The organism is Nocardia sp. NPDC051030 (assembly GCF_040683015.1).
Lineage (GTDB): Bacteria > Actinomycetota > Actinomycetes > Mycobacteriales > Mycobacteriaceae > Nocardia.
In genome coordinates, this window is sequence record NZ_JBFBCD010000001.1 from 347,380 (window position 1) to 371,940 (window position 24,561).

General features: G+C 66.8%; 24 protein-coding genes. 7 read left to right on the forward strand and 17 right to left on the reverse strand.

What is annotated here, in order from left to right; all coding sequences use genetic code 11:
- The first annotated feature begins 60 nt into the window (after positions 1-60).
- Positions 61-399: a DUF1330 domain-containing protein gene (locus tag AB0N05_RS01560; protein WP_364686041.1), complete on the forward strand. Its 339-nt coding sequence runs from the start codon at positions 61-63 to the stop codon at positions 397-399.
- 92 nt (positions 400-491) lie between these two features.
- On the opposite strand, the gene AB0N05_RS01565 is transcribed toward AB0N05_RS01560, so the two are convergent.
- The 6 genes from AB0N05_RS01565 to AB0N05_RS01590 form a co-directional block, all read right to left on the reverse strand.
- Positions 492-1,355 carry a Bax inhibitor-1/YccA family protein gene (locus tag AB0N05_RS01565; RefSeq protein WP_364686044.1) on the reverse strand — a complete coding sequence of 288 codons (864 nt, stop codon included), beginning with the start codon at positions 1,353-1,355 and terminating at the stop codon, positions 492-494.
- 136 nt (positions 1,356-1,491) lie between these two features.
- On the reverse strand, positions 1,492-2,418 hold the full coding sequence (locus tag AB0N05_RS01570) for an LLM class F420-dependent oxidoreductase (protein WP_364687419.1): 927 nt from the start codon (positions 2,416-2,418) through the stop codon (positions 1,492-1,494).
- Between the two features lie 98 nt (positions 2,419-2,516).
- The gene (locus AB0N05_RS01575; protein WP_364686046.1) at positions 2,517-3,665 is read right to left on the reverse strand and encodes a methyltransferase; all 1,149 of its coding nucleotides are present in this window, start codon (positions 3,663-3,665) and stop codon (positions 2,517-2,519) included.
- 201 nt (positions 3,666-3,866) lie between these two features.
- On the reverse strand, positions 3,867-5,231 hold the full coding sequence (locus AB0N05_RS01580; protein ID WP_364686049.1) for an MDR family MFS transporter: 1,365 nt from the start codon (positions 5,229-5,231) through the stop codon (positions 3,867-3,869).
- Between the two features lie 202 nt (positions 5,232-5,433).
- Positions 5,434-7,110, reverse strand: coding sequence for a DUF885 domain-containing protein (locus AB0N05_RS01585; RefSeq protein WP_364686052.1), 1,677 nt, complete (start codon positions 7,108-7,110; stop codon positions 5,434-5,436).
- Positions 7,111-7,194: 84 nt separating this feature from the next.
- Entirely contained in the window at positions 7,195-8,112 is a 918-nt protein-coding gene (locus tag AB0N05_RS01590) for a ribonuclease Z (RefSeq protein ID WP_364686055.1), read from the reverse strand.
- Between the two features lie 337 nt (positions 8,113-8,449).
- On the opposite strand from AB0N05_RS01590, the gene AB0N05_RS01595 reads away from it, so the two are divergent.
- On the forward strand, positions 8,450-8,911 hold the full coding sequence (locus AB0N05_RS01595) for a DUF6153 family protein (protein ID WP_364686058.1): 462 nt from the start codon (positions 8,450-8,452) through the stop codon (positions 8,909-8,911).
- A 112-nt stretch (positions 8,912-9,023) separates the two neighbouring features.
- Positions 9,024-9,686, forward strand: coding sequence for a DUF305 domain-containing protein (locus AB0N05_RS01600; RefSeq protein ID WP_364686061.1), 663 nt, complete (start codon positions 9,024-9,026; stop codon positions 9,684-9,686).
- A gap of 47 nt (positions 9,687-9,733) precedes the next feature.
- On the opposite strand, the gene AB0N05_RS01605 is transcribed toward AB0N05_RS01600, so the two are convergent.
- Complete coding sequence (locus AB0N05_RS01605; protein ID WP_364687421.1) at positions 9,734-10,021, reverse strand: hypothetical protein; 288 nt, start codon at positions 10,019-10,021, stop codon at positions 9,734-9,736.
- 176 nt (positions 10,022-10,197) lie between these two features.
- Positions 10,198-11,715, reverse strand: coding sequence for an amino acid permease (locus AB0N05_RS01610; protein WP_364687423.1), 1,518 nt, complete (start codon positions 11,713-11,715; stop codon positions 10,198-10,200).
- A 310-nt stretch (positions 11,716-12,025) separates the two neighbouring features.
- On the opposite strand from AB0N05_RS01610, the gene AB0N05_RS01615 reads away from it, so the two are divergent.
- A complete protein-coding gene (locus tag AB0N05_RS01615; RefSeq protein WP_364686064.1) occupies positions 12,026-12,898 on the forward strand; it encodes a hypothetical protein in 873 nt (290 codons plus the stop codon).
- A 16-nt stretch (positions 12,899-12,914) separates the two neighbouring features.
- Entirely contained in the window at positions 12,915-13,853 is a 939-nt protein-coding gene (locus AB0N05_RS01620) for an alpha/beta hydrolase (RefSeq protein ID WP_364686067.1), read from the forward strand.
- 1 nt (position 13,854) lies between these two features.
- Here AB0N05_RS01620 and AB0N05_RS01625 read toward each other — a convergent pair whose 3' ends face one another.
- Positions 13,855-14,895, reverse strand: a complete 1,041-nt coding sequence (locus tag AB0N05_RS01625; protein WP_364686070.1) for an NAD(P)-dependent alcohol dehydrogenase — start codon at positions 14,893-14,895, stop codon at positions 13,855-13,857.
- 140 nt (positions 14,896-15,035) lie between these two features.
- On the opposite strand from AB0N05_RS01625, the gene AB0N05_RS01630 reads away from it, so the two are divergent.
- Entirely contained in the window at positions 15,036-16,499 is a 1,464-nt protein-coding gene (locus AB0N05_RS01630) for an NAD(P)/FAD-dependent oxidoreductase (RefSeq protein ID WP_364686073.1), read from the forward strand.
- Positions 16,500-16,506: 7 nt separating this feature from the next.
- Entirely contained in the window at positions 16,507-16,725 is a 219-nt protein-coding gene (locus AB0N05_RS01635) for a hypothetical protein (protein WP_364686076.1), read from the forward strand.
- On the opposite strand, the gene AB0N05_RS01640 is transcribed toward AB0N05_RS01635, so the two are convergent.
- The 8 genes from AB0N05_RS01640 to AB0N05_RS01675 all read right to left on the reverse strand — a co-directional run bounded on the left by AB0N05_RS01640 (position 16,714) and on the right by AB0N05_RS01675 (position 24,543).
- A complete protein-coding gene (locus AB0N05_RS01640) occupies positions 16,714-17,340 on the reverse strand; it encodes a helix-turn-helix domain-containing protein (RefSeq protein ID WP_364686079.1) in 627 nt (208 codons plus the stop codon). The genes AB0N05_RS01635 and AB0N05_RS01640 overlap by 12 nt on opposite strands.
- Positions 17,341-17,459: 119 nt before the next feature.
- Positions 17,460-17,747 (reverse strand): chorismate mutase, encoded by a 288-nt coding sequence (locus tag AB0N05_RS01645; protein WP_364686082.1) that lies wholly within the window; start codon positions 17,745-17,747, stop codon positions 17,460-17,462.
- Positions 17,748-17,762: 15 nt separating this feature from the next.
- Positions 17,763-18,332: a helix-turn-helix domain-containing protein gene (locus AB0N05_RS01650; protein ID WP_364686085.1), complete on the reverse strand. Its 570-nt coding sequence runs from the start codon at positions 18,330-18,332 to the stop codon at positions 17,763-17,765.
- 136 nt (positions 18,333-18,468) lie between these two features.
- A complete protein-coding gene (locus tag AB0N05_RS01655; protein ID WP_364686088.1) occupies positions 18,469-19,704 on the reverse strand; it encodes a cytochrome P450 in 1,236 nt (411 codons plus the stop codon).
- 63 nt (positions 19,705-19,767) lie between these two features.
- The gene (locus AB0N05_RS01660) at positions 19,768-20,895 is read right to left on the reverse strand and encodes a BTAD domain-containing putative transcriptional regulator (protein WP_364686091.1); all 1,128 of its coding nucleotides are present in this window, start codon (positions 20,893-20,895) and stop codon (positions 19,768-19,770) included.
- Between the two features lie 135 nt (positions 20,896-21,030).
- Entirely contained in the window at positions 21,031-22,989 is a 1,959-nt protein-coding gene (locus AB0N05_RS01665) for a glycosyltransferase family 39 protein (protein WP_364686094.1), read from the reverse strand.
- Positions 22,990-23,145: 156 nt separating this feature from the next.
- A complete protein-coding gene (locus AB0N05_RS01670; protein ID WP_364686097.1) occupies positions 23,146-24,108 on the reverse strand; it encodes a hypothetical protein in 963 nt (320 codons plus the stop codon).
- Between the two features lie 72 nt (positions 24,109-24,180).
- Positions 24,181-24,543, reverse strand: coding sequence for a hypothetical protein (locus AB0N05_RS01675; RefSeq protein ID WP_364686100.1), 363 nt, complete (start codon positions 24,541-24,543; stop codon positions 24,181-24,183).
- Positions 24,544-24,561: the final 18 nt, after the last annotated feature.

Consider the following 24,561-nt stretch of genomic DNA (forward strand, 5'->3'; position numbering starts at 1 on the left):
CCGGGCCGGGAAACATAAAGGGCAACAAGGCAGTACGCAGTACCGAATGAGGAGCCCGAGATGCCCGGCTACGCCATCGCCCACCTGAGCAATATCGACGTCAACGCCGAGATCGTCGAATATCTCGAGCGCATCGACGCCACCCTCGCCCCGTTCGGCGGCAAATTCCTCGTGCACGGCGGGACTCAGGTGGTCAAGGAGGGTCCGGCGGACGGCAATGTCGTCGTCATCGAATTCCCCACTCACCAGGCGACTTTGGACTGGTACGCCTCCCCCGCCTATCAGGCGATTCTGCCTTTGCGCACCAATAATGCCGTCGGGAATGCCATCCTCGCCGACGGCTGCGATGCCGACCACGTCGCTACCGATGTTCTGAAAGGCGCAGCGGCGCAGGGCTGATGGTCCCAGCCGGTCGGCACAAAGAACGGCTCCCCACTTGAAGTGGGGAGCCGTTCACCTGATTTCGTGAGAGCGCCGAGAGGCGCAGGAACTCAGTCGCGCTGGAAGTAGGACAGCAAGCGCAGGATCTCGATGTACAGCCAGACCAGCGTCACCGTCAGGCCGAACGCCACACTCCAGGCCGCCTTCTCCGGCGCGCCGGCGCGGATGAGCTGGTCGGCGGCGTCGAAGTCCAGCAGGAAGCTGAACGCCGCGACCGCGATGACCACCAGGCTGAAGATGATCGACATGGTGCCGCCGTCACGCAGGCCGAGGCCGCCGGAGACGAAGAAGGAGGCGACGATATTGCCGAGCGCCAGAACCATGACGCCGATCAGCGCGCCGACGATCATGCGGGTAAAGCGCGGGGTGACGCGGATCGCGCCGGTCTTGTAGACGACGAGCATGCCGAAGAACACGCCGAAGGTGCCGAGCACCGCCTGTGCGATCAGGCCCGCGCCGCCCACACCGCCGTAGCTGATATTGGTGAACATGAACGACAGCGCGCCCAGGAACAGGCCTTCCAGTGCCGCGTAGCTGAGCACGAGCGCCGGGTTGTCCGACTTACGGCCGAAGCTGGCGATCATGGCGAGCACGAAACCGCCGAGGCCGCCGACGATCACGAACATTGGGGCCAGCCCGTGGTTCGCGGCGGTGAGTGCATAGGACAAGATCGCGCCGACCGTGACCACGGCGAGCGTGATGCCGGTCTTGGTCACCACATCGTCGATGGTCATCGGGCGAGTGGTCGGCACCGGCGGCTGCCCGTACCCGGCGGGCGGATACTGCGGCGGCTGCTGGCCGTACTGGTTCGCGAACTGTCCGGCTCCAGCTGCCGCCGAGCCGAAGCCGGCGTAGCCGCCGCCCTGCTGCTGCGGTGCCAGGTTCCGGAAAACCGGGTTGGATGTGGAGCGCACTATGCGTCCCTTTCTGGAGTCGCGGCGCACAGGGTCGTGGCCTCGTTCTAACCGGTCAACGACCCGAGCCCTTGGCAAGTTCCCGGATCAGACCAACCGGACTTTACCCGACCTTTACCCTGCGTGCCGAGGCGTGCTAGCCCAATTGGCTCATGACTTTGTCGGAAATCAGGGCCAGATGGTCGAGATCCGCGAGATCCAGGATCTGGAGGTAGATGCGGGTGGTGCCCGCGATCTCGGCGTAGCGGCCGATCTTGTCGACCACCTCGTCCGGACTGCCCGCGAGGCCATTGGCCTTCAACTCGTCGACCTCGCGGCCGATGACTCCGGCGCGGCGAGCGACCTCGGCATCGGTCGCGCCGACGCAGGCCACCAGGGCATTGGAGAAGGTGATCTCGTTCGGGTCGCGGCCGATCTCCTTGGCGGCGCGGCGAACTCGTTCGAACTGGTCGGCGCTGGCCTCGGCGGACTGGAACGGGGCATTGAACTCGGCCGCGTACTTGGCCGCGATGCGCGGGGTGCGCTTGGCTCCCATGCCGCCGATGACGACGGGGATCTTGGACTGCGCAGGCTTGGGGAGGGCGGGTGAGTCGGTGAGGGTGTAGTGCTCGCCGGAGAAGGAGAAGGTCTCGCCGGGCGGGGTGCCCCACAGGCCGGTGAGGATGGCCAGTTGTTCCTCGTAACGCGGGAACTTGTCGGCCGGGAAGGGGATGCCGTAGGCCTTGTGCTCGGCTTCGTACCAGCCTGCGCCCAGGCCGAATTCGACGCGGCCGCCGGACATGGCGTCGACCTGCGCAACCTGGATGGCGAGCACGCCGGGCAGGCGGAAGGTGGCGGCGGTGACCAGGGTGCCGAGCCGGATGCGCTTGGTTTCGCGAGCCAATCCGGCCAGGGTGATCCAGGCGTCGGTGGGGCCGGGGAGTCCGTCGGCGTCGCCCATGGCCATGTAATGGTCGGAGCGGAAGAAGGCGTCGTAGCCGAGGTCTTCGGTGGCCTTGGCGACGGTCAGGAGGGTGTCGTAGGACGCGCCCTGCTGCGGTTCCGTGAAGATACGAAGATCGATTCGTCCCATTCAGAAAACCGTACGCTCCGATAATTGCCGGAGCCTTCGGCCCCGGACGCCCGGCTCATCGACACCGCGGCTATTCATCGACACCGCGGCTATTCATCGACACTGTGCAGGCCTCGCACCGAGCGCGTGACCGTGAACTTCTTATTGCGGCCCATCACATCGGTCTTGCCCACCATGCGTTCCATGACGCCCCGGTAATTGAGGTGGGTGTTGTAGACGGTCCACAACTCACCGCCCGGGCGCAGGACGCGACCGGCCTGCTGGAACATCTTGATGGCCGAGCCGGTGTGCACGGCCGCGCCGACATGGAACGGCGGATTGCACAGCACCAGATCCGCGCTGTTGTCGGGCGAGTTGGACATGGCGTCATCGCGCATGACCGTCACCTGGTCCGACACCTCATTGACCGCGGCGGTGGCGCGGGTGGAGGCGACCGCGGCGGCGGACTGGTCGGTCGCGGTGACGTGAATCCGGGGGCGCGACTTGGCCAGCGCCACCGCGAGAATGCCGGTCCCGCAACCCAAGTCGATGGCCTCGCGGGCGTCCGGTTTCATGCGCTTCAGATAGTCGAGCAGGAATCGGGTTCCGATATCGAGCTTCGGGCCCGAGAACGCGGCACCGTGCGCGACCACTTCGAGGTCGTGATCCTCCAGGCGGTTCCGGATCGGGAAGCGGTCCTCACCAATGGTTTTCGGCTCGGACGCGAGCAGGATGCGGGACTTCTGGCGGCCCCGGCTGGCACTGACCGAGGCGAAGGATTCGGCGAGCACCTCGTTCATGGCGGGGGTCAGGTATTTGTCGCGGCCGCCCGCGAATACCTCGACCTCGGGTGCGGCGTAGCGGGCGATGGCCTCCGCGGTCTCGGCCAGGCCGGACAGCGCGCGGGGCAGCCGCCACAGCACCACGCGCACATCATCGAGCAGGCCGCGGCCGAGTTCGTGTGCGGCATACCGATCGGCGAGGCCGACGATGCGGGCGTTGTTGGCCAGCGCCAACTCTCCGGTCAGCAGGTCCTGGTGCACCCGCACGCCGTGGAGATCGTGCGCGCCGATCGCGCCCAGGGTGAGCGCCCCATAGCCGTCGTCGATCACCGCCACCCGGCCGTCGCCCGCCGCGGCGAGGGAATCGGCGGCCACATCGAGCATCAACCGATCGGCGGCATCCACCGCGTAGAGGTTCACCGCCTCCACATCCGGATACCGCCGCAGTTGGCTCAGCACGTCTTCGACCTCAAGCACTCTTACAGTGTGCTAGATCATTGCCGCATAGTCTCGGTCGGGCGGCCCGGCGGGGCGGGTCGGATATTTGCAGGAAAACGAGCGCCGCACTCCGAGACTGGTTCGCGAGACGAATGCCCGGCCGGAGCCTGGGCAACCTTCACAATCGGTGCGGCCCGGAACGTTTGCCTGAAATTCGCACCAAGCTCCGATATCGGCCCGTCAGGCCGCGCTCGGTTCCGGATTCTTATGCGGCATCATGGCGGACGCGGCGATCATGACCACCGCCATGACGGCCACACCGATGAAGACCAGATGCACGGCCGAGGACAGCGTCTCCGGATCCGGGCGATCCACATCTCCGACCCTCGAATTGACGAGTGCGCCGAAGACCGCGACACCGACGGCGCTGCCGATATTGCGGGCGAACATATTCGTGGCGGTGACCACGCCGCGTTCATGCCATTCGGCGCTGGACTGCGCGGCGATCAGCGTGGGGCTCGCCACCAGGCCCATGCCCAGGCCGACGATGAAGCAGCTCACCGCGATCTGGAGCAGCGAGGAACCGGAGTCCACCAGCAGCAGCGAGACCGCGCCCACGGCGGACAGGGCGCTGCCGATCAGGGCGGCGGAGCGGAACCCGATGCGCAGGTACACCTTTCCGGCCTGCGAGGCCGACACCGGCCAGCCCAGCGTGAGCGCGCCGACGGTGAGGCCCGCCACCAGCGCGCCGCTGCCGAGCACGCCCTGCGCGAAAGTCGGCACATACGAGGTGAGTCCGAGCAGGACCGCCCCGACCAGCAGCGAGATCAGGCTGCTGGCGACCAGGATGCGGCGGGTGAAAACCCATAGCGGCAGAATCGGATTGGCCGCGCTCCGCTCGACCAGGCCGAACGCGATCAGCACCAGGATGCCGCCCGCGAAGAGGGCGATGCTCTGGGGTGCGGTCCAGGACCAGGCCTGGCCGCCCTCCAGCAGGGCGAGGATCAGCGCACCCGCGCCGACGGTCAGCAGAACCGCACCGAGGTAGTCGATCCGATGGCTTTGGCGCGGTGCGACTTCGGTGAACTTCCGCAGGATCATCCAGGCCGCCACCGCCGCCAAGGGCAGGTTGATCAGGAAGATCCAGCGCCAGCTCACATAATCCGAGAACACGCCGCCCAGCAGCGGGCCGAGCACCGAGGCCGCGGCCCACACACTGGCCAGATAGGCCTGCACCTTGGCGCGCTCCTCGACGGTGTAGATATCACCGGCAATGGTCATGGACATCGGGGCGACCGCCCCCGCACCGATCCCCTGCACGGCCCGGAAGGCAATGAGCGCGGGCATGCTGGTGGCAATACCGCACAGCAGTGAGCCGAGCGCGAACACCGCAATACCGAACAGCATGACGGGCTTACGCCCCATCATGTCCGCCAGCTTGCCGTAGATGGGCACCGTAACCGCCTGTGCCAGCAGGTAAATACTGAACAGCCAAGGGAACTGAGCAAACCCGCCAAGCTGATCGGTGATGCTGAGCACCGCGGTCGCGATGATCGTCGAATCCAAAGCCACCAGCGCGGTCGCCAACATGATCGCCGCCAACATCGGCCCACGCTCAGAGCGCAGACCAATGGACGACTTCGTTTCGGTGGCCGTCACCGGCGACCCCTTTCGTTAGCTCAACTCACAGATGAGTCGAACACAACGTAAGCCACGACATCCCATGATTTTCCTCACCCACAGGTCAGCAACCTGCGGGCTCAGCGGATTTCGGGGCCGACCGGCTGCGGGGGACGGTGGGGATTTGTCATAGCGTTGCGGCGAGCTCGCGGAGCACCGGCAGGCTTACCGAGCCTGCGCCGAGCACCACGTCGTGGAAGGCCTTGATGTCGAATGCTGCGCCGAGACGTTCAGCGACCGCCGCCCGCTGCCGCCGGATCTCCAGTTGGCCGACCTTGTAGGCGACGGCCTGGCCCGGCATGGCGATATAGCGATCGACCTCGACGCGAATCTCGGCCTCGCCCACGGGGGCGTTGGTGAGCATGAAGTCGATGGCCTGCTGGCGGGACCAGCCTTTGGCGTGTAGGCCGGTGTCCACCACCAAGCGGCAGGAACGCCACGAGTCCGCCGCCAGCATGCCGATTCGGGCGAGATCGTCCGGGTACAAACCCATTTCGTCGGCGAGGCGTTCGGTGTAGAGAGCCCAGCCTTCTACGAATGCGGTGTTGGAGAAGGACATTCGTTGGAAGCGGGGGAGGTGGGTCAGTTCGTTGGCGATGGTTAGTTGGAGGTGGTGGCCCGGGATGGCCTCGTGGTAGGCGACCGATGCTGTTTCGTATCGATTGCGGCTCTTGGGTTCGTGTTGATTGACGTAGTACGCGCCTGGACGGGAGCCGTCGGCGGCGGGTGGGAAGTAGTAGGCGGCGGGGGCGTCACCGGCGAGGAATTCCGGGACCGGGAGGATGTCGCAGGACTGGACCGGGAGGCGTCCGAACCAATTTCCCATTTCGGCGTTGGCCGCGGCCAGGTAGGCGCGGGCGTCGACCATGATCTCTTCGCCGTCGCCGTAGCGCAGGGCGGAATCCTCACGCAGGCGGGCGAAGATCTCGGTCTGATCGGACAGCCCGAACAGGCGGGAGCCGACCTCGGTGTATTCGGCTCGCAGCCCGGCCAATTCGTCCAGGCCCAGCTGGTGAATCTCCTCCGCGCCCAGATCCGGCAGAGTGGTGTGGTAGCGCAGCAGGCGCTTGTAGATGTCCGCGCCGTCGTCGCCGAGCCAGCACAGTCCGGCCTTGTCATCGGGGCGGGCGGCGGGCAGTAGTTCGGTGGCCAGCATTTCCCGGTAGGCGGCGAAGGCGGGGCGGATGACATCGCGCGTCACTTCGACCAGTTCTGCGCGCCAAGCGGTTTCGCCATCCCAGTTCGCCGGGCCCGCGAAGGTGACGAATGGGTCCTCGGCGAGATCGGAGGCCAGATAGCCGTCGAGCTGATTGATCGAGCGCTCGATGGCAATGTGCGCGGGAGTGCGCCCCGCCGCGAGCCCGGCCCGGAACCGCTCCGTGGCCTGCGTCGCGACCGAGGCGAACTGCCGGAAGCGCTGCACCAGTTTCAGGGCGTTCTCCGGCTCCGGCGCATTGAGCTGCGGAGCCATGGTGAGCATCCCCGCGTGCACCCCGGTCATCTGATCCGAGGCCAGTTCGAGCGGCCGCCACTCCAAATTCGAGGCCGCGCCGAACAATTCGTTCCGCAGCAGGCTCCGGGTCACCCGGTCCTCGGCATTGAGCCGCTCCGGATCGAGCGCGTCCACGTCGGCCAGCAACCCCCGCCAGGTGGTCAATAGCCGAGCCTCGGCCGCCTCCGAGAAGTCCTCGATCCGGTCATCGAATCGCCTGTCCCCCAACAGGGTTGCTTCACTGGGGGCGGACTCCAGCATGGCGTCCCAGTAGCGGTCGGCAAGAGCGATGAGTTCGTCGTGCGCATCCATGCGATCCATCATGCCCGCCGCCCCCGCCCACCGGAACGCACACGCGAACTTCGCACCCGACGCGCCGGGCGCGACCACCGAAACTCAGCGCCGGGGCGGGAGGGGGATGCGCATGAGATCGGTGGCGACGATGATTTCGCCAGTGAACTCGGCCCGGGCCTCGGCCAGATGCTCATCGAGAGAGCGGTAGCGCTGGGAGAAGTGGGTCAGGACGAGAGTGCGAACGCCTGCCCGGGCGGCGACGAAACCGGCTTGTCCGGCGGTGAGATGGCCGAACTCGGTGGCCAGGTGGGTGTCGGCATCGAGGAAGGTGGCCTCGATGACCAGCATGTCCACGCCCTGCGCGAGCTGGTGGACGCTATCGCAGAGGCGGGTGTCCATGATGAAGGCGAAACTCTGGCCGCGGCGGAGTTCGCTCACCTCGTCCAGCGTCACGGTGCGGCCGTCGTGCTCGACCTGGCCATCGCGTTGCAGGCGACCGACCGCCGGGCCGGAGAGGCCGAGCTCCTGGAGGCGTTCGGGAATGATACGGCGACCGTCGGATTCGACCAGGCGATACCCGTAGGCGTCGACCGGATGGGACAGATGCGCGGTATGCAGGGTGAAAGGGGCGGTGAGCGCGGGCAATTCACCGGGTCCGGCAATGGGGTGCGGACGCAATTCGGCCGTCTGGTGATAGGCCGTGGAATTGCACAGCCGCTGAAAGTACTGCTCACCGGAGGCCGGGTAATAGACGTCCACCGGATGCGGCACCCGATCCAGGCTGATGCGCTGCACCACGCCCGCCAGGCCCAGGCTGTGGTCGCCGTGGAAGTGGGTGATGCCGATGCGGGTGATATCGGTGGCCGATACCCCGGCGTAGATCATCTGCCGCTGCGTGCCCTCGCCCGGGTCGAACAGCATTCCCTCGCCGTCCCAGCGCAGCAGGTAGCCATTGTGATTGCGCTGCTTGGTCGGTACCTGGCTGGCCGTTCCCAGAATGACCAGTTCGCGCTGTGACACGGCCGCCAGGCTACTTCAATTCCTTAGTTTTCCGATGGCATCATGGGTGGGGCGGTAAAGTCGTGTCGGTTCAACCACTTTCCGCTCTGTGCCCAGGCGACGCAGGGTTCCCTCCCCCATCCGCACCTCGGTCGGGTTGGTCAGCGTCCGGAGGGACACGCCCCACGGGCTGGTTCCGCAATTGTGCGGCAGCACCAGGACGTGCGCACGATCGGCAGGATCACTCAGCCGATCAGAGACGCTACCGCCCGGTCCCGCGATCCTCTCGGTATTCCTCCCCGGCAATACCGAGAGGGGGTATCGAGACCGGCCGGGACCCGGCCACTAGACTGGCCGCGTGGTCGAACAGCGGACGCCTGGCACCCGGTATATCCGGGCCTTCGGCCTGTTCGCACTGCTCGCCGGTCTCGCGCTCATGCATTCCATCGTGCTGACCATGGGTCATTCGGGCCCCGGGCACGCTATGAATTCCGAGCACGCCATGAGCGCTCCGGCCGCCCTGAACCCGGCCGCCGTCCAAGACACCATGACCATCGCGATGGCGACGGTCATGGGCAAGGGCCACCCCATGGCCGCCTGCACGGGCAGCGATTGTGGCAGCGGGCACGCCGGAATGCACGGCTGCCTGTTCGTGCTGGCAGCCCTGCTGCTCGGACTCGGCTTGGCGCTACTCGGCTGGGTCGGCCTCGGTGGCTATGACGCCGCCACCACGAAGGTGCGGCAACCGCGCCCGCATCGCGCCCGTCCACCGCCGTGGACGGTGCTCTCCTTGGCCGAATTGGCGATTCTGCGGATCTGATGGATCGGCCGCGCCGCGTATCCCCCACGCGGACGCGCGATTTCGCATGCCTGCCTACGGGCTTTCGCATGCCCATTCCAGGTCCATCCCCTAATTGCCAAGGAGTTCAAGCATGTTCACCACCCGTATCAAGCTCGCCGCCATCACCGCTACCGCCGCCGTCGCCCTGATCGCCGCGGGTTGCAGCGGTAACAACGACTCCATGCCCGGCATGGATCACGGCTCCACCACCATGCCGTCCGCGCCCGCGTCGTCTTCCGCGTCCATGCCCGGCATGAACCATGGCGCAACCACTTCCGCGCAGGCTGCCACCCGCTCCGATTTCAACGATGCCGACATCACCTTCTTGCAGATGATGTACCCGCATCACGCGCAAGCGGTGGAGATGGCGAAGCTGGTGCCGAGCCGCTCACAGAATCAGGAGCTGAGCACGCTCGCCAAGAATGTGGAGCAGGCCCAGTCGCCCGAAATGCAGCAGATCGCCACGCTGCTCACGGCTTTCGGCAAGGGTGCGCCCAGCGCGAGCATGGGGCATGAGGGCATGGCGGGCATGATGACCAAGGATCAGATGAGCAAGCTGGAGAGCCTGTCGGGCGCGGAATTCGACAAGCTGTGGATGCAGATGATGATCGAGCACCATCAGGGCGCGATCGGTATGGCGAATACCGAATTGTCGAACGGCTCCAATGCCGATTCGAAGTCCATGGCGCAGGCCATTGTCGGCGCGCAGCAGGGCGAGATCGATCAGATGAATCGAATGCTTGCGAAGGGCTAGTCACCGAAATGACAACGGGTGCGCCGACTCTGGCGCACCCGTGGTTCTCAACTTCCGATGACGGCGTTCATGATGGTTCCGGCGCTGGTGGCGGTGGCCCCGCCGATCATGGCTCCGGCCACCATCTTCGGCGATTCGAGACCGCCTCCGCTCCACTTCTCCCAGGCGAACCGGCCGCCGCCGTAGGTGATGGCGGTGACGCCGGACAGCATGGTGAACCAGGTGAAGTATCGGACCAATTTCATCAACTTGTCCGCCACCGGAGGGGTCTCCGGCGTCGGGTTTCCGATTTGCGCGACCACGTTCGAATACGCGTCGTGCACGACGAGGAGCATGCTCACGATCGGTTCCTCTCGGGATGCTGAGATGGCGCTGGCGGGCGGAACTTGTGGCACAACTCTCACTATTCAGAGCAATTGAACATCATTCCGCGAGGTCGAGTCGCCTCGACACACCACCAGCGCCGAACTCGAGCAGCCGATCAGCTACCGATTTTGGCCAATGAGGGCCGCTATTCCTTTGTGAGATCCGGCTTCGCGAGTCCCAGCAGCGAGTGCCGTCGCCCGTACGCGAAGTACACGACCATGCCGATCGCCATCCAGATGATGAACCGCAGCCAGGTCTCCACCGACAGGTTGAACATGAGCCACGCGCAGGCCAGCACCGACAGGATCGGCACGAACGGCACCAGCGGCACCCGGAAGCCACGCTTCAGATCCGGGCGGGTGCGACGCAGCACGATCACGCCGACGGACACCAGCACGAACGCGAACAGCGTGCCGATATTGACCATCTCTTCGAGGGTGCCGAAGTCGACGAAACCGGCCAGCAGCGCGCAGATGACGCCGACGATAACGGTGATCCGCACCGGCGTGCCCTTGGATCCGGTGTGCGCCAGCTTGCGCGGCATCAGGCCGTCGCGAGCCATGGCGAACAGCACGCGGGTCTGCCCGAGGAACAGCACCATGACGACGGTGGTGAGTCCGGCCAGCGCACCGATCGAGATGATGTTCTTGGCCCAGGTGACGCCGTGCAGCGCGAAGGCCGTCGCGAGGGTGGCGTCGTCGCCCTGGAGGTCCTTGTAGGACACCATGCCGGTGAGCACCAGCGACACCGCCACGTACAGCACGGTGACGATGGCCAGCGAGCCGAGGATGCCGCGCGGCACATTGCGCTGCGGGTCCTTGGTCTCCTCGGCGGCGGTGGCGACCACGTCGAAGCCGATGAACGCGAAGAACACGATGGAGGCCGCGGCGAGCAGGCCGTACCAGCCGAAGGTGCTGTGCCCGCTGCCGGTGACGAGCGAGAACAGTGTCTGGTGCAGCTTGCCGGTGCCGTCATCGGTGCCGGGCACCGATTCCGGGATGTAGGGCTTGAGGTTGTCGAACTTGAAGTACTTGAGACCGACGATGACCACGAGCGCGATGACGGCCAGCTTGATGGCGACCGCGACGGCCGAGACCCGCGAGGACAGTTTGGTGCCCATGATCAGCAGTCCGGTCAGGATGGCGATGAGAAGTACTGCGCCCCAGTCGAACTTGTGTGAACCGAAGTGCCAGATCGGCTGCCGCCCACCGAGCACCACGCCGAGGTACTGCGACCAGCCCTTGGCGACGACGGAGGTGCCGAGCGCGAATTCCAGGATGAGGTCCCAGCCGATGATCCAGGCGATCAGCTCACCGAAGGTGGCGTAGGAGAAGGTATACGCGCTGCCCGCGACCGGAACGGTCGAAGCGAATTCGGCGTAGCAGAGCGCGGCCAGGCCACAGGCCACCGCGGCGAAGACGAAGGCCAGTGAGACGGCGGGCCCGGCGAGGTTGCCCGCAGTGCGCGCGGTGAGGGTGAAGATGCCCGCGCCGACCACCACGGCCACGCCGAAGATGGTCAGGTCCCAGGAGGTGAGGTCCTTGCGGAGTTTGGTGTCCGGCTCGTCGGTCTCACGAATGGACTGCTCGATCGACTTGACGCGGAACAGGCCGGTGCTCCGGCCGGCCGACGGCGGGATCGCCTCGCGCTGAGGGTCCGATATCGCCACTGTCTCTCCTATTTCTGACTTCTCGGCAACAATGCAGTTCAGCGCTGAGCGGCCACATTTCCTGTAGGAGCAGACAGCCCGGCGTCAGGTTCTTTCGCCCTCGCATGAGCCCGACAGACAGAAGTGCTGGTCCTGCCCCGGGAATGCTCTCGGTCGAGGGGTAGCGACCAGAGTTGTCGGCGTCACATCGAACCGTATCACCCACTGGTTCGTACCAGTTCAGCAACCATGTGGACAATATTCGCCGGATTGCACGCGATTCGGCGACACGCCGCAAACCGGCCGGTCCCGCTACTGTTTTGGTATGCAGTTCGGGGGAGATACCGCCAGTCGGGATCTGGAAGCATTGGACCGCGTGCTGGCCGGCGCGCACCGGGTCAGAGTCCGGGAGGTGACCCGCGATTCGACCGTCCTGCTGGAGGAATCCGATCCGGTTGCCCTGAGAGCGCTGCGGGAGGCGCTGCGGGTCGCGGATCTGGATGGATTCATCTGTATGTGCTGGGGCGATGTGACCCTGCTCTTCGACGACGCGGCGGGCGCGGAACTCACCCGGGTGACCCTGCACCACGGCTATTCACTGCGCTGGGACGGCTGGCCGATGGACGCGAAACTCGCCGACGGGGTGCGCTCGCTGGAGTGGTTGGCGGTGCGCGGCGTGACCGAACCGCTGACCGAGTTCCGGGCCGCCGAACGCCGCCAAGCCGAGACCGATCGCGCGGCCCGGCTCTGGACCGCCGAGATCCCCGAACCCCTGACTCCCTGCACCACCGAATTCCTGGAGACCTCCCGCACCGGCGGCACCCTGAGCGAATCCCGGGTCACCCAAGCGCGATCAGACTTGCAGGCCGCTTACCCGGATGTGGTGGAACGCATTGTCCGACTACTCACCTGGTATGCCTCCGGGACCGGGGCCTACTCGGGATTCCCTGTGCACGAAGGGATTCCGGCTCAGTTCCTGGATCGCGAGCACAGCCTGGACCTGGCCCGCGCCATCGAGGTGGCCGATGATCGCGCCGCCGCGGGCGCGGTCCGCTATCTGCTCAGCTGGGGCGCGCGTAAGCGGGTCGGCGAACTGCTGGCCGCACTCTCCCCCGCGGCCCGCCGCCGACTCCTGGACCAGGCCCGCGATGAGGAGACCCGCAGTTGGCTGGCGCGGCGCATTACCGGTTTGCGCTGACTGGGATGCTGGACCGGTGACGACTGTCGACTATCCGGAACAGCATGTGGGCGACACCTGGAAGGGCAAGCGGATCGGCTACTTCCGTGATGCCGCCGGGTGGAAGCGCTATCGCAGCGCCTACCAGGAGGGATTCGATCTGCTCCCGCCGCCGCGCGAATCGGTGGATGTACCGACCCGCTTCGGCACGGTGCGCGCCTACCGGTTCGGGCCCGAGCACGGCACCCCGCTGGTGCTGCTTCCGGGGCGGCAGGCCGCGACGCCTCTGTGGGCCGCGAATCTGCCGGGCCTGATCGCGATTCGCCCGGTGATCACCCTGGATCTGCTGGGCGAACCGGGTTTGAGCGTGCAATCCGAGCCGCTCACCGATGATGTCGATCAGGCCGAATGGCTGGCGGAATGCCTGCGCGTCCTGGAACCGGAACCGGTCCATGTGCTCGGAGTGTCGATCGGCGGCTGGTCGGCGGTGAATCTGGCCGTGCACCATCCGGAGCGGGTCGCCTCGCTGGCAATCCTGGACGCGCCCTTCGTCTTCGGCGCGGTGAGCTGGAAGATGATCGTGGTCTCGCTCGGCTCGGTGCTGCCGGGCATGCCGGAGAAGTGGCGCAATAAGCTGCTCGGCTGGATCTCCGGTGGAGCGCAGACGCCGCAGGATCTGCCCGAGGGCAAGCTGATCGCCTCCGGCATGAAGGATTTCGCGGCCTTCCTGCCGATGACGGATCAGCCTTCCAAGGAACAACTTTCGGCGCTGAAGGTCCCATTCCTGGGCATCTTCGCGGGGCGCAGCATTGTGCACAATGCCCGCAGGCGCGCCGCTCGCGCACGAAAGATCCTGCCCCAGGCGCAGATCGAGGTGTGGCCGGAGGCCTCGCACGCCATCAATGGCGAGTTTCCCGAGGAGATCGCGGCCCGCATGGCCACGTTCCTCGGGGAAATCGAGCCCGGCGACGGCTAGATCAGGGCACCAGGACGGCCCGGCCGCGAATCTGGCCCTTGTCCAAGCGCTGGAAGGCGTCCGGCCCGTCCGCCAGGTCGAAGCGCTCTACCTCCATATGGATCTTGCCCGCCTGCGCGAGTGCGACGCAGGCGTGTAGGTCACTTCGGGTGCCGCCCAGCGACTTTCGCACCGACGCACCCCACGGCCAGCCGGGCCCACCGGCCGGTCCGGCGGTGATTTCCGGTGCGCCGCCGCCGATTCCGACCATGCGATACGCGCCATTGGGGGCGACGGTTTCCACGGCCAGCTTGGCGGTGGCGTCCACGCCGACGAAGTCGAAGACGGCGTCGGCACCGCGACCGTCGGTGAGATCGAGGATCTGCTTCGCGGTGTCGTCGCCGGACAGAATGCCAAGGTCCGCACCGCATTCCGCGGCCAGATCGAGTTTCTCCTTCGCCACATCGACGGCAATGACGCGGACTCCACTGATGGCACGCAGGATTTGCAGGGCCACGTGACCCAGACCGCCGATGCCGATCGCAATGGCGGTGCCGCCGGGCCGCAGCGCATCCTGGGCCCCGCGAATCGCGTGGTACGCCGTCAGCGCGGCATCGGCTACGGGTGCGGCCTGCAGGAAGTCGAGGTCGCCGATCGGCACGAACGTACTCGCGGGAATGCGAACGTATTCCGCCATACCGCCCTCGACGGTGAGGCCCGGGCACGGCGGCATGGCCACGCGACCCGCTGCGAGACAGACGTTTTCATTACCGCTCACGCATTCGCGGCAGACGCCGCAGGTCCAGAACAGATACACCACACCGCGTTCGCCGACCTCGCGCCCGACGACGTCGGAGCCGACGGCGGCAATGGTTCCGGCCAGCTCGTGGCCGAGGGTGAGCGGGTCCTCGCGCAGCTGGATCGGGAAGTTGACCAGGGTCAGGTCCGAGTGGCAGACCCCGGCCGCGCCGACCTTGATCAAGAGGTCGCCGGGGCCGATATCGGGGACCGGGATGTCATTGACTACCACCGACTCGGGGCCGGTCCACTGGAGTGCTCGCATAGTTCTTCCTCAGCTCGAGCTTGTGATCTGGCGCACAACGTAGCACTCACTGGACATTGCGTCTATCGAATGACGGAATGTCTAACGATGTTCCCGAAAAGCTGTACGCGAAGTGAGACGCGAGTCTAGGCTGCCGTCCCATGAACCAACCGCGGATCGCCATCGTGGGCGCCGGCATCTCCGGAATCTGCATGGCCGTGGCATTGCAACGCGCCGGATTCACCGACTTCACCCTGTATGAGAAGGCCGACGATTACGGCGGGACCTGGCGCGACAACACCTATCCGGGACTGGTGTGCGATGTGCCGTCGCGGTACTACCAATTCACCTTCGCCATGAATCCCGATTGGTCGCAGCTGTATTCGACCGGTCCGGAGATCAAGAACTACCTCGCGGGGGTCGCGCGCGGTCACGGGCTGGACCGGCGCACCGAATTCGGCACCGAGGTGGTCGGGGCGGAATTCGAGGACACCGCCTGGCGGGTCACCACCTCCACCGGGGCGGTCGAACGCTTCGACTTCGTCATGTGCGCAACGGGATTCCTGCATCACCCGAATCGGCCGGATATCGCGGGACTGGATGATTTCGGCGGGCCGGTCATGCATTCGGCGCGCTGGGATCACGAGGTGGATTTGACCGGTAAGCGGGTCGGGGTGATCGGTACCGGGTCCACCGGCACGCAATTGGTGAGCGCGCTGGCCGGGCAGGTGCCCAAAGTTGTTATGTTCCAGCGGACTCCGCAATGGATTCTGCCGACGGTCAATCGCGCGTACTCGCCGGTGGCCAAGCAGGTGTACCGGCGGGTGCCCGCGCTGGGCAATCTCGCCTATTACGCGAATCGCGCGATCTTCGCGGCGTTCTCGCAAGGGCTGGTGCATCCGGGCCGGATACGCAGCCTTATCCAGTGGGTGGTGGCGCGAAACCTCCAGTCGGTCAAGGATCCTGAGCTGCGGCGTAAGTTGACGCCGGACTATCAGGCCATGTGCAAGCGGCTCGTGGTGTCGGATCGCTTCTATGCCGCCGTGCAGCGACCGGATGTCGAGCTGGTCACCGAGAGCATCGACCACGTGAAGGAACACGGGGTGGTGACCGCCGACGGGCAGTTGCACGAGCTCGACATCCTCGTACTGGCAACGGGATTCGATTCGCATGCCTTCATGCGGCCGATGGCGATCACCGGGACCGACGGGCGCACCCTGGATCAGGCGTGGGCCGATGGACCGCGCGCCTTCGAGGGCGTCATGATGCCGGACTTCCCGAATCTGTTCATGCTGGTCGGACCGCACAGCCCCTTCGCCAATCATCCACTCACCGCAGTCGCGGAAGCACAGGCCTTCCGCATCGTCAGCTGGCTGAAGCGCTGGCGGGCAGGCGAATTCGATTCCGTGGCGCCCACCCGGGCCGCCACCGATCGATACAACGCCCGCATGCGGGCGGCCGCGCCGAGCACCGTGTGGACCACCGGGTGCCAGAGCTGGTACCTGGGCAAGGACGGGATTCCGGAGCTGTGGCCGTGGAGCCCGGGACAATACGAGAAGCTGATCCGCCGCACGCCCGATCCGATCGACTATCGCCTGGACCGCCGGGTCGCGAGCAAGAAGTGAGCGGGCCGTGCTGATTTCGCTGGATCTGCTCGTCGGGGATGCCCGCCGACTCGCCGCGTGGGCCGCGAAATCCGGTGCGCCGCTGCGGCATCGGGAGTATCGGGGGCTGTGGCATGTCTTTCACGCCATGCCCATGAAACCGGCGCGGGAGGCGGTGGCCGATCTGTCGGGCATGCTCACCGAGGGCGTGTACGGCCACCACACCGGTTACCGCTCAGGGCAATAGGCGGTGCGCCGCACCGATCAGCATGTCCCGCACCTGTTCCTTCGGTTGCGCGAGCATGCACATGCTGGTGAAGGCGGCGAGCAGCAATTGCCCCAGCAGATAGTCGATTTCGGCGCGCTCCTCGGCAGGGACGGCGTCTCCGATGAATTCGTCGAACTGTCCCATCCACAGCGCGTACAGCCCACTGCGTTCCGAATCCGCCGTCCGATCCCCCGAGATGACCGCCGAGACCACGGCCGTGCAGAGTGGCAGCTCCGCGGCGGTGCGGTCGATGATCTCGGCCAGCACTCCCGCGACCCGCTCGGCCGGACCGGTGGCCTGCACGGAGCCGGGCCGCAGCGCCGCGCCGGTGACGGCGTGCTGCGCGCCGGTGACTTCTCGCGCCCACTCCGCCCCGACCGCCGTCAGCAGTTGGTCCTTGCTGCCGAAATACCGGTAGACGGTGGCGCGGGCGAGCCTGGCGCGGTCGGCCACCGCGTGCATGGTCACCGCCGAATAGCCGCCCTCGGTCGCCAGTTCCCGGGCCGCGGCGAGCAGGCGTTGCCTTCGCTCCCGCTGACTGTCCGACAGCGGGTGCACGGTCGTGAACGTAACCGGCATGGGAAGCGATGACATGGGGTCATTGTGTACGAAGCGAACTGCCAGGATGAATCATGTCCGTTCCCGAGTACACGCCGGGCACCAGCCTCGCCGTCGACGGCGGCGTCACCGCCAGCGGCGGGCGGTGATCGGCGTCAGTGCTTGGCAGCGTGCTCGGTGAGTTCGAGGTTGATGAACGCGCCGATCATGGCCCGCCACACCGCTTCCGCGACGGCCGGTTCCAGACCGGCCTCGGCGGCGCGCTCGCGGGCCAGCGACACCACCCGCTCCACGCGATCGGGCGCGCGCACGGCCTGCTCGTCGTTTTTGAAACCGGCTGCGGCACGGACCAATTCCTGTCGATCGGCGAGGAGCTTGATCAACTCACCGTCGATGGCGTCGATGCGGGTACGGACCTCGGCGAGCGATTGCGGAGCAGACACAATGCTCAACCCTAGTCAGACGAAGGCGCGGATGATCACGGGGGCGACGAACTCCTCGAGCATGGTCCGCTCATCGTCCTCGTCTCGGCCGGGCGAGGCCAGCAGGGAAACGATGATTCGGGTGAGCCAGCGGGCCAGGCGATTGCGCTCCGGATCGGAGAGCCCGGCCGGTGTGAACAGCCCCCCGGCAATGGATTCGATGACGTCGGAGTCCTGGCTGATCCGCCCGGCGGCCCCGGCGTCTCCCGGCCGGAACCACGCGATCAGCAGGGGGTCGGCGCGCACCTCGGCCACCGCGCACAGCATGGCGGTGACGATCCGTTCGCCCGGGTCGGCGATATCGCGGACCCGCTGCTCGACGCGCGGGGCGATCCGCCGGGTCTCGCGATGCACGAACGCCAGCCGCACCGCCTGCCGGTTCTCGAAGTACCGGTACAGCGTGGCCCGGGAACACCCGGCGGCCTTGGCAATGTCCCCCATCCCGACCGATACCACGCCTCGCTCGGCGAAAAGCGTTGCGGCAGCGTCGAGAATCCGCTCAGCCGCCAGGTCCGCCCGGTCATCCGACAGCCAGTCGCTGCTCATGCAGCACCCTTTCGACTCAGCGAGCCGCCCGTGCAGCGCCCCGCCGACCATTGTGAGCCGTCGGTCGTAGGTCGCCGCGCCGACTTCCCTCCACTGCCACTTCCGCGGCGCGTCCGCGGAACTCGCCGGTCGTCGCTCATGCCGCGGCCTTGAAGGGGACCGAGGCGGGCCAGCGGACGTAGTTGCCGTGGGCCCAGCGGACATTGTCGAGGTCGACGGTGAAGTCGGGGCAGCGGGTGAGGAGTTCTTCGAGGGCGACTCGGGCTTGCATGCGGGCGGCGGCCGCGCCGAGGCAGTGGTGGTGGCCGTGACTGAAGGTCATGATGCGCTTGGGGTTGCGGCGGACGTCGAGTTCGGCTGCGGTGGAGCCGAATTCGCGTTCGTCGCGGTTGGCGGAGCCGTAGAGGAGCAGGACGCGGCGACCGGCGGGGATGGTGGTGTCGTGGAGTTCGACATCGCGGGTGGCGGTGCGGGCCAGGCCTTGGACGGGGGAGGTCATGCGCAGGAATTCTTCGACTGCGTCGGTGATGAGGGACGTGTCGTCGGCGAGGAGTCGGCGCTGGTCGGGGTTGGCGGTGAGGAGTTGGACCGCGCCGCCGAGATTGCCTGTGGTGGTGTCGTTTCCGCCGGTGATCATGGTGAAGGCGAAGCCGAGCATGGCCACCAGGCCGTCATTGTCGCCCTCCGCGCCCAGGCCGGAGGCGAGCAGATGGGAGATGGTGTCGTCACCGGGTTCGGCGCGGCGGCGGGCGATCAGCTCGGAGAAGTAGCCGACCAGTTCGCCGACTGCGGTCAGTGCTTCCTGGCCGCCCGAGGCGAGGCCCGCACCCGCGACCGCACCGCCGACAATGGCTTCGGTCCAGTGATCGAACTTGCCCCGATCCTGTTCCGGCACACCGAGATAGTGGGCGACCACCATGGTGGGCAATGGCTTGAAGAGTTCGGCGACGATATCGCCTTCACCGGCGGCGCGCAGTCGCTCGATGCGTTCGACGACGAACTCGCGCACCGCGGGCTCCACCGAATTCACCTGTCGCGGTGTGAATCCCGGTGACACCCGCCGCCGGAAGTCGGTGTGCTCGGGCGGGTCCATGAAGACGAACGGCTTATGCGTGCCGACGCCCGCGGCTTCCAGGCCGACGTAGTCGACGGTCAAACCGCTGGCGGAGGAGAAGGTTTCCGGATCCCGGGCCGCCGCGTACACATCGGCGTGCCGGGACAACACATAGAAGTCGTCGGATTCGTGACCCTCCGGGATCACCCGATGTACCGGATCGTGTTCGCGCAGTGCGGAATACATGGGCCAGGGATCACGCCAGGTCGCACCGGAGCGAAGCTCGAATCTGACCGCATGAGACGCCGTTGAACTCATGCACCGACCGTAAGACAAATCTCCCGATATGTCTAGAACCTGTTTCAGTTCGCCCGCGCTGTCCTAGGCGGGATCGCGGATCAGCATGAAGGTCAGCTCGGTATCGCCGATGCGCACCCGCACGCCGTCGGCCAGAATCCCGCTGTCCACCACCCGGACTCCGTCGATGTAGACGCCATTGGAGGAACTCAGATCCTTGAGCACGTAGGTGAATCCGTTGTCCACGACCAGCGCGTGATGCCTGCTCACCCGCCCGTCCGCCAACGCGATGTCATTGTCCGAGAGTCGCCCGATGCGGGTGACGGTGCCGACGATCGGATACACATTCCCGATCCGGTCGCGCATGACCGCCTGCGGTTCATGCCAACTCCGGTCGACAATGGTGGTGGCCCGGGTGGCCGAGGCCGCCCCCGCCGAGACCGCGGTGAGCGGTTCCTGGCGCAGGATCTTGGCCTCGAGATCGCGAATGCGATGCCCGGGATCGATGCCGAGTTGATCGGCGAGCACACCGCGCAGTCGGCGCGCCGCTTCCAGCGCGTCGGACTGCCGCCCGGCCAGGTAGAGCGCGGTGATGAGCTGCTCCCAGAGGGATTCGCGCAGGGGATGATCCCGCACCAGCAGGGCCAGCTCGGAGACGACGGCATCGGCGCGGCCCTGCGCGATCTCGGCCTCGGCCCGCGCCTCGATGACGCCGAGCCGCTCATCGTCGAGCGCGACGGCGTAGGCGTCGGCGAAGCCCAGGCCGCGCAGGTCCGACAGCACCGGTCCGCGCCATTGGCCCAGCGCCTCGGACAGCGCGGTACTCGCGGCGGCGAATCGCCCGGCGGCCAAGGCGCGCAGGCCGTTCTCCCTGCGTGCCCGAAATCGGAAGACGTCGCAGGCCGCGTCGTCCACCACGATCCGATATCCGGTGCCCATGTGCTGGAGCACGGTGCGCGCGTCGATTCCACCGTCGCGCAGGGGTTTGCGCAGGTTGGACACGATGGCGTGCAGGCTGACCCGGACATCCGGGGGCTGGTTCTCCTCCCAGACCGCGCTGGCCAGCGCATCGACCGATACCGGCCGGTTGGCATTGATAGCCAGATAGGCAAGCACCGCCCGCTGCTTGGGCCCACCCAATTGCTGCGGTACCCCATCGATCGTGAGCTGTACAGGGCCCAGCACCCCCAACTGTGCCCGCACCTCACCCATTGCCGAACTCCTCACGGCCTGCGCTTCGACCGTCACTGTAACTTTTCACGGCCCGCCCCGCCCACGTCATTCACCGGAAATCCCTGCACTGAACTGGTCGGTTCGGGAGCCGGTTTCATAACGTCGCGGAGGGTGTCAGCCGTTGAGGCGATAGACCTCCACCGAGCCCATGGTGGTTTCGGGGAAATTGGCCTTTACCCAGGCGGTGATCTGCGCGGAGGGGGTTTGCTGTTGTTCGGAGCGCTCCTGCTGGGCGGGCTCGTCCGAATTGCGTTGCTGGCGTTGGCGAACCAGGTAGTAGGTGATCTGGTGGTCGGTCACGTACTGCTGGAATTGGGCGAGGGTCGGGGACTCGTCGCGACCGCTGAATCCGCCCACGGCCAGCAGTGGTGCGCCGGTGCGCAATTCGATGGCGCTGACATCGGAAGCGCCGACCGCGGCGGCGGCCCAGCGGGTGTCGGCGGCGGTGATCATGTCGTCCAACAGGGGATCGGATCCGGCGGAGCGGTCGAAACCACCACGACTCGGGCGCGGCGGACCGGCAATGGGGCTGCCGCCTGAATGGGTTTGGGCCACGGTTTCGACGGCGTATGCGGTGGGGCCGATCAGACCGGAAAGCAGTGCGATGATGCCGATGACGAGGCCGTAGCGGCGGAATCGGGGAAGTTGCACCACGAATGCGGCGGCCACCAGCGAGAGCGCGAGGATCGCCCAGCGCAGCCAGGGCAACCACTCGGGCGTGCGATGCAACAGGACGAAGGTCCATGCGCCGGTGGCGACCGACATTCCGGCCAGCGTGGCGCGGGCGGCGAGATGCTCGCGGCGCTGCCACAACTGGGTGACGCCGATGCCGACGAGTGCGCCCATGGCGGGGGCCAGCATGACCGAATAGTAGGAGTGGAAGCTGCGGCTCATGTAGCTGAGCACGGCCGCCGTGACGAGCAGCCAGCCGCCCCACAGCAGCAGTCCGGCGCGAACGCGATCGGTGCGGGGTGCGCGGCGGGTCAGCCAGAGCCCGGCGATCAGGCCGATCAGCGCGGCGGGCAGCAGCCAGGAGAATTCGGTGGCGAGTTCACCGGAGAACAGGCGGGTGATGCCCGGGTGCGAGCCGAATCCCGGGAAACCACCTTGGAATTGACCACCAGCCGGGAATTGGCTACCCGTGCCCGGGCCTGGATTCGGCGTGCCGGAATGACCGCTTTGATTGCCGAGGATGCGGCCGAGCCCGTTGTAGTCGACGGCCAGCTCCCACAGGCTGTTGTCGGTGGAGCCGCCGATGAAGGGCCGGGAACCGCTGGGCCACAGGGCAACCAGGGCCACATACCAACCGGCGGACACCACCAGCGCGGCTCCGGCCGTCGCCAGTTTCGCAATGCGCGAACCCACTCCGCCCGGTGCGGCGACCAGCACAACCAGTGCCAGCCCCGGCAGCACCAGGAAGGCCTGCATCATCTTGGCGAGGAAGCCGAAGCCCATGAGGACGCCCGCCCCGGCCAGCCATGCGGTGCTGACCGACCACCAGCGCGGGCCGGGTGCGTCGATCGCCCGCACCGTGCAATACGCGGCGGCGACCAGCAGCAGGGTGAGCAGCGCGTCCGGATTGTCGTAGCGGAACATCATGGCCGCCACCGGAGTCACCGCGAGCCCCGCGCCCGCGATCAGTCCGGCCGCGGGCCCGGCCCAGCGGCGCACCGCCGCGACCAGCAGCGCCACGGCCGCCACACCCATGAGCGCCTCGGGCACCAGCATGGACCAGGAATTGAAGCCGAAGATCCGCCCCGACAATCCCATCACCCACAGGGCGGCGGGCGGCTTGTCGACCGTGATGGCGTTCTGCGGATCCAGCGATCCGAACAGCAGCGCCTTCCAGCTCTGCGTCCCGGATTGCACGGCCGCCGCGTAGTACTGGTTGGTCCATCCGGCCCCGCCCAGTCCCCACGAATACAGCACGGCCGTCGCGACCAGCAGCCCGATCAGCCCCGGCCGCTCCCACCGCGGCCGATCCGACGGCCCGGTGAGCAGTACCCGCCAGCGCGGCACACCGCCCTCCCCCACCGGTACCGCATCGCCCGCGACGCTGGTCATGGTCGTCATTACCCGCCCTTCCATCCCTGTCCCGACTCCGCACCTCGACTCGCGGAGCCTAGGGCGGCCGCCTGGCCCGAACCTCCACCTCCGCTGGGAGTTCCCTGTGAGTGGCCGCGTCCGGCGGTCCGCACAGCGGAACCTTGTCGATTGCCGCGCGGTGGTTTACGCGGTGGCGAGAGTGAAGGCGGCGGTGCGGACTACGTCGCCGTGCTTGAAGTCCAGGAACAGGCGGTAGGTGCCGCGGCCCGGGACCACGGTGTGGAAGGTGACGTCGGGGCCGGGGGCGGTCACGCCGTCGCCGGGCTCGCCGTTCGGATGCACGTGGACGTAGGCCAGATCCCCGGCGCGTACGACTACCAGGTGGCCGAAGGCCGCGAGGTAGGGCTGGAGGTCGGTGACGAGTTCGCCGCCCTTGCGCACGGTGAGGGTGAGCAGACGTCCTTCTCCCGCAACGAGATCGCCGTCGAGGGTGACCTCGTAGTCGTCCACGAGGGCGGTCCGGCCCGCCTCGGGGGTCAGCTGCGGTTCGTAGGCTCCGGTGATGGCGAAATCAGCGCCGAGCGTGATGGTCTGGCCGAGCGCGACGGGCGCGATATCGGTGAAGGCGCGGTAGGCCCCGGCCTCCGGCAGATTCAGCTTGACGGCCCAGGTGCCGTCGGCGGCGAGTTCCGGGTGCACGTGCCAAAACCCGGTCAGCTCGCGCTGCACGACGATCAGGTGCAGCTTGCGGTCGTGCAGGTCGGCGTACTCGGTGACCGGAAGCCCGTCCGGGCCGATGATCCGGAAGCGGAAGTCGATATCGCCTGGGCGCGTGATGGTTTCGGCCAGCTCCAGGGTGTAGCCATCCTGGGTGATCTGAAGTCCGCCCGGCAACCCGCCGCCGTGTCCGGCGTGCGCATCGTGACCCGCGTGCGCGGCGTGAGCGCCGTGACCGGCGTGACCAGCATGAGCATCGTGGTTGGCGTGCGAAGCATGGGCGGCATGATCAGCGTGCGCAGCGTGATCGACATGGGCGGCATGCGCAGCGTGATCGGCGGGGGCGTGATGCGCGGCGTGCTCACCGTGCGCCTGGTGGTCACCGTGGGCGGTGTGGGTGGCATGGTCGGCCTGCGCGTTGGTGGTCATTTCTCGGCCCCTCTCAAGCGTTTTCGTTGCTTACAGAGGGAAAGTTAATACCCCCTAGGGGTATCTCGCAACCTACGGGCGAGTGAGGTGGATCACCCGGTCGATTTCAGATCCCGACCGGACGGTTGCGTAGCGGGCGTAGGTATTGCGCGGCTGCACCGTGATGATGTCGGCCACCTCCACCAGCTCCACCGGAACCTCGCCGCCCTCGAAATGTTCGATGCTGGGCACGATCACGGCATCGAGGTCCAGGCGCGAGACCAACACCCGCAAGCGATGCAGGGGGCGATCGGTGCGCGGGCCGAAGACCACGGTCTTGCGCAGGTCGTAGCCGAGGCGGTGCGCCAACCCCCGGATGCGGGCCTCGTCCCAGCCCTGCCGCTCACCGGAGATGTCGCTCCGCAACCATCCGATCGCACTGAGTTCAGTTGTCATGGCTATCCCCTGCTTGTG

Excerpts from the sequence above, each read along its gene's own strand:
- AB0N05_RS01655 (WP_364686088.1), bottom strand. The coding sequence starts at position 19,704 with ATGAGTTCAACGGCGTCTCATGCGGTCAGATTCGAGCTTCGCTCCGGT.
- AB0N05_RS01625 (WP_364686070.1), bottom strand. The coding sequence starts at position 14,895 with ATGCGAGCACTCCAGTGGACCGGCCCCGAGTCGGTGGTAGTCAATGAC.
- AB0N05_RS01560 (WP_364686041.1), top strand. The coding sequence starts at position 61 with ATGCCCGGCTACGCCATCGCCCACCTGAGCAATATCGACGTCAACGCC.
- AB0N05_RS01675 (WP_364686100.1), bottom strand. The coding sequence starts at position 24,543 with ATGACAACTGAACTCAGTGCGATCGGATGGTTGCGGAGCGACATCTCC.
- AB0N05_RS01630 (WP_364686073.1), top strand. The coding sequence starts at position 15,036 with ATGAACCAACCGCGGATCGCCATCGTGGGCGCCGGCATCTCCGGAATC.
- AB0N05_RS01670 (WP_364686097.1), bottom strand. The coding sequence starts at position 24,108 with ATGACCACCAACGCGCAGGCCGACCATGCCACCCACACCGCCCACGGT.
- AB0N05_RS01585 (WP_364686052.1), bottom strand. The coding sequence starts at position 7,110 with ATGGATGCGCACGACGAACTCATCGCTCTTGCCGACCGCTACTGGGAC.
- AB0N05_RS01665 (WP_364686094.1), bottom strand. The coding sequence starts at position 22,989 with ATGACGACCATGACCAGCGTCGCGGGCGATGCGGTACCGGTGGGGGAG.
- AB0N05_RS01660 (WP_364686091.1), bottom strand. The coding sequence starts at position 20,895 with ATGGGTGAGGTGCGGGCACAGTTGGGGGTGCTGGGCCCTGTACAGCTC.
- AB0N05_RS01605 (WP_364687421.1), bottom strand. The coding sequence starts at position 10,021 with ATGCTCCTCGTCGTGCACGACGCGTATTCGAACGTGGTCGCGCAAATC.
- AB0N05_RS01640 (WP_364686079.1), bottom strand. The coding sequence starts at position 17,340 with ATGTCATCGCTTCCCATGCCGGTTACGTTCACGACCGTGCACCCGCTG.
- AB0N05_RS01650 (WP_364686085.1), bottom strand. The coding sequence starts at position 18,332 with ATGAGCAGCGACTGGCTGTCGGATGACCGGGCGGACCTGGCGGCTGAG.
- AB0N05_RS01600 (WP_364686061.1), top strand. The coding sequence starts at position 9,024 with ATGTTCACCACCCGTATCAAGCTCGCCGCCATCACCGCTACCGCCGCC.
- AB0N05_RS01615 (WP_364686064.1), top strand. The coding sequence starts at position 12,026 with ATGCAGTTCGGGGGAGATACCGCCAGTCGGGATCTGGAAGCATTGGAC.
- AB0N05_RS01580 (WP_364686049.1), bottom strand. The coding sequence starts at position 5,231 with ATGTTGGCGGCGATCATGTTGGCGACCGCGCTGGTGGCTTTGGATTCG.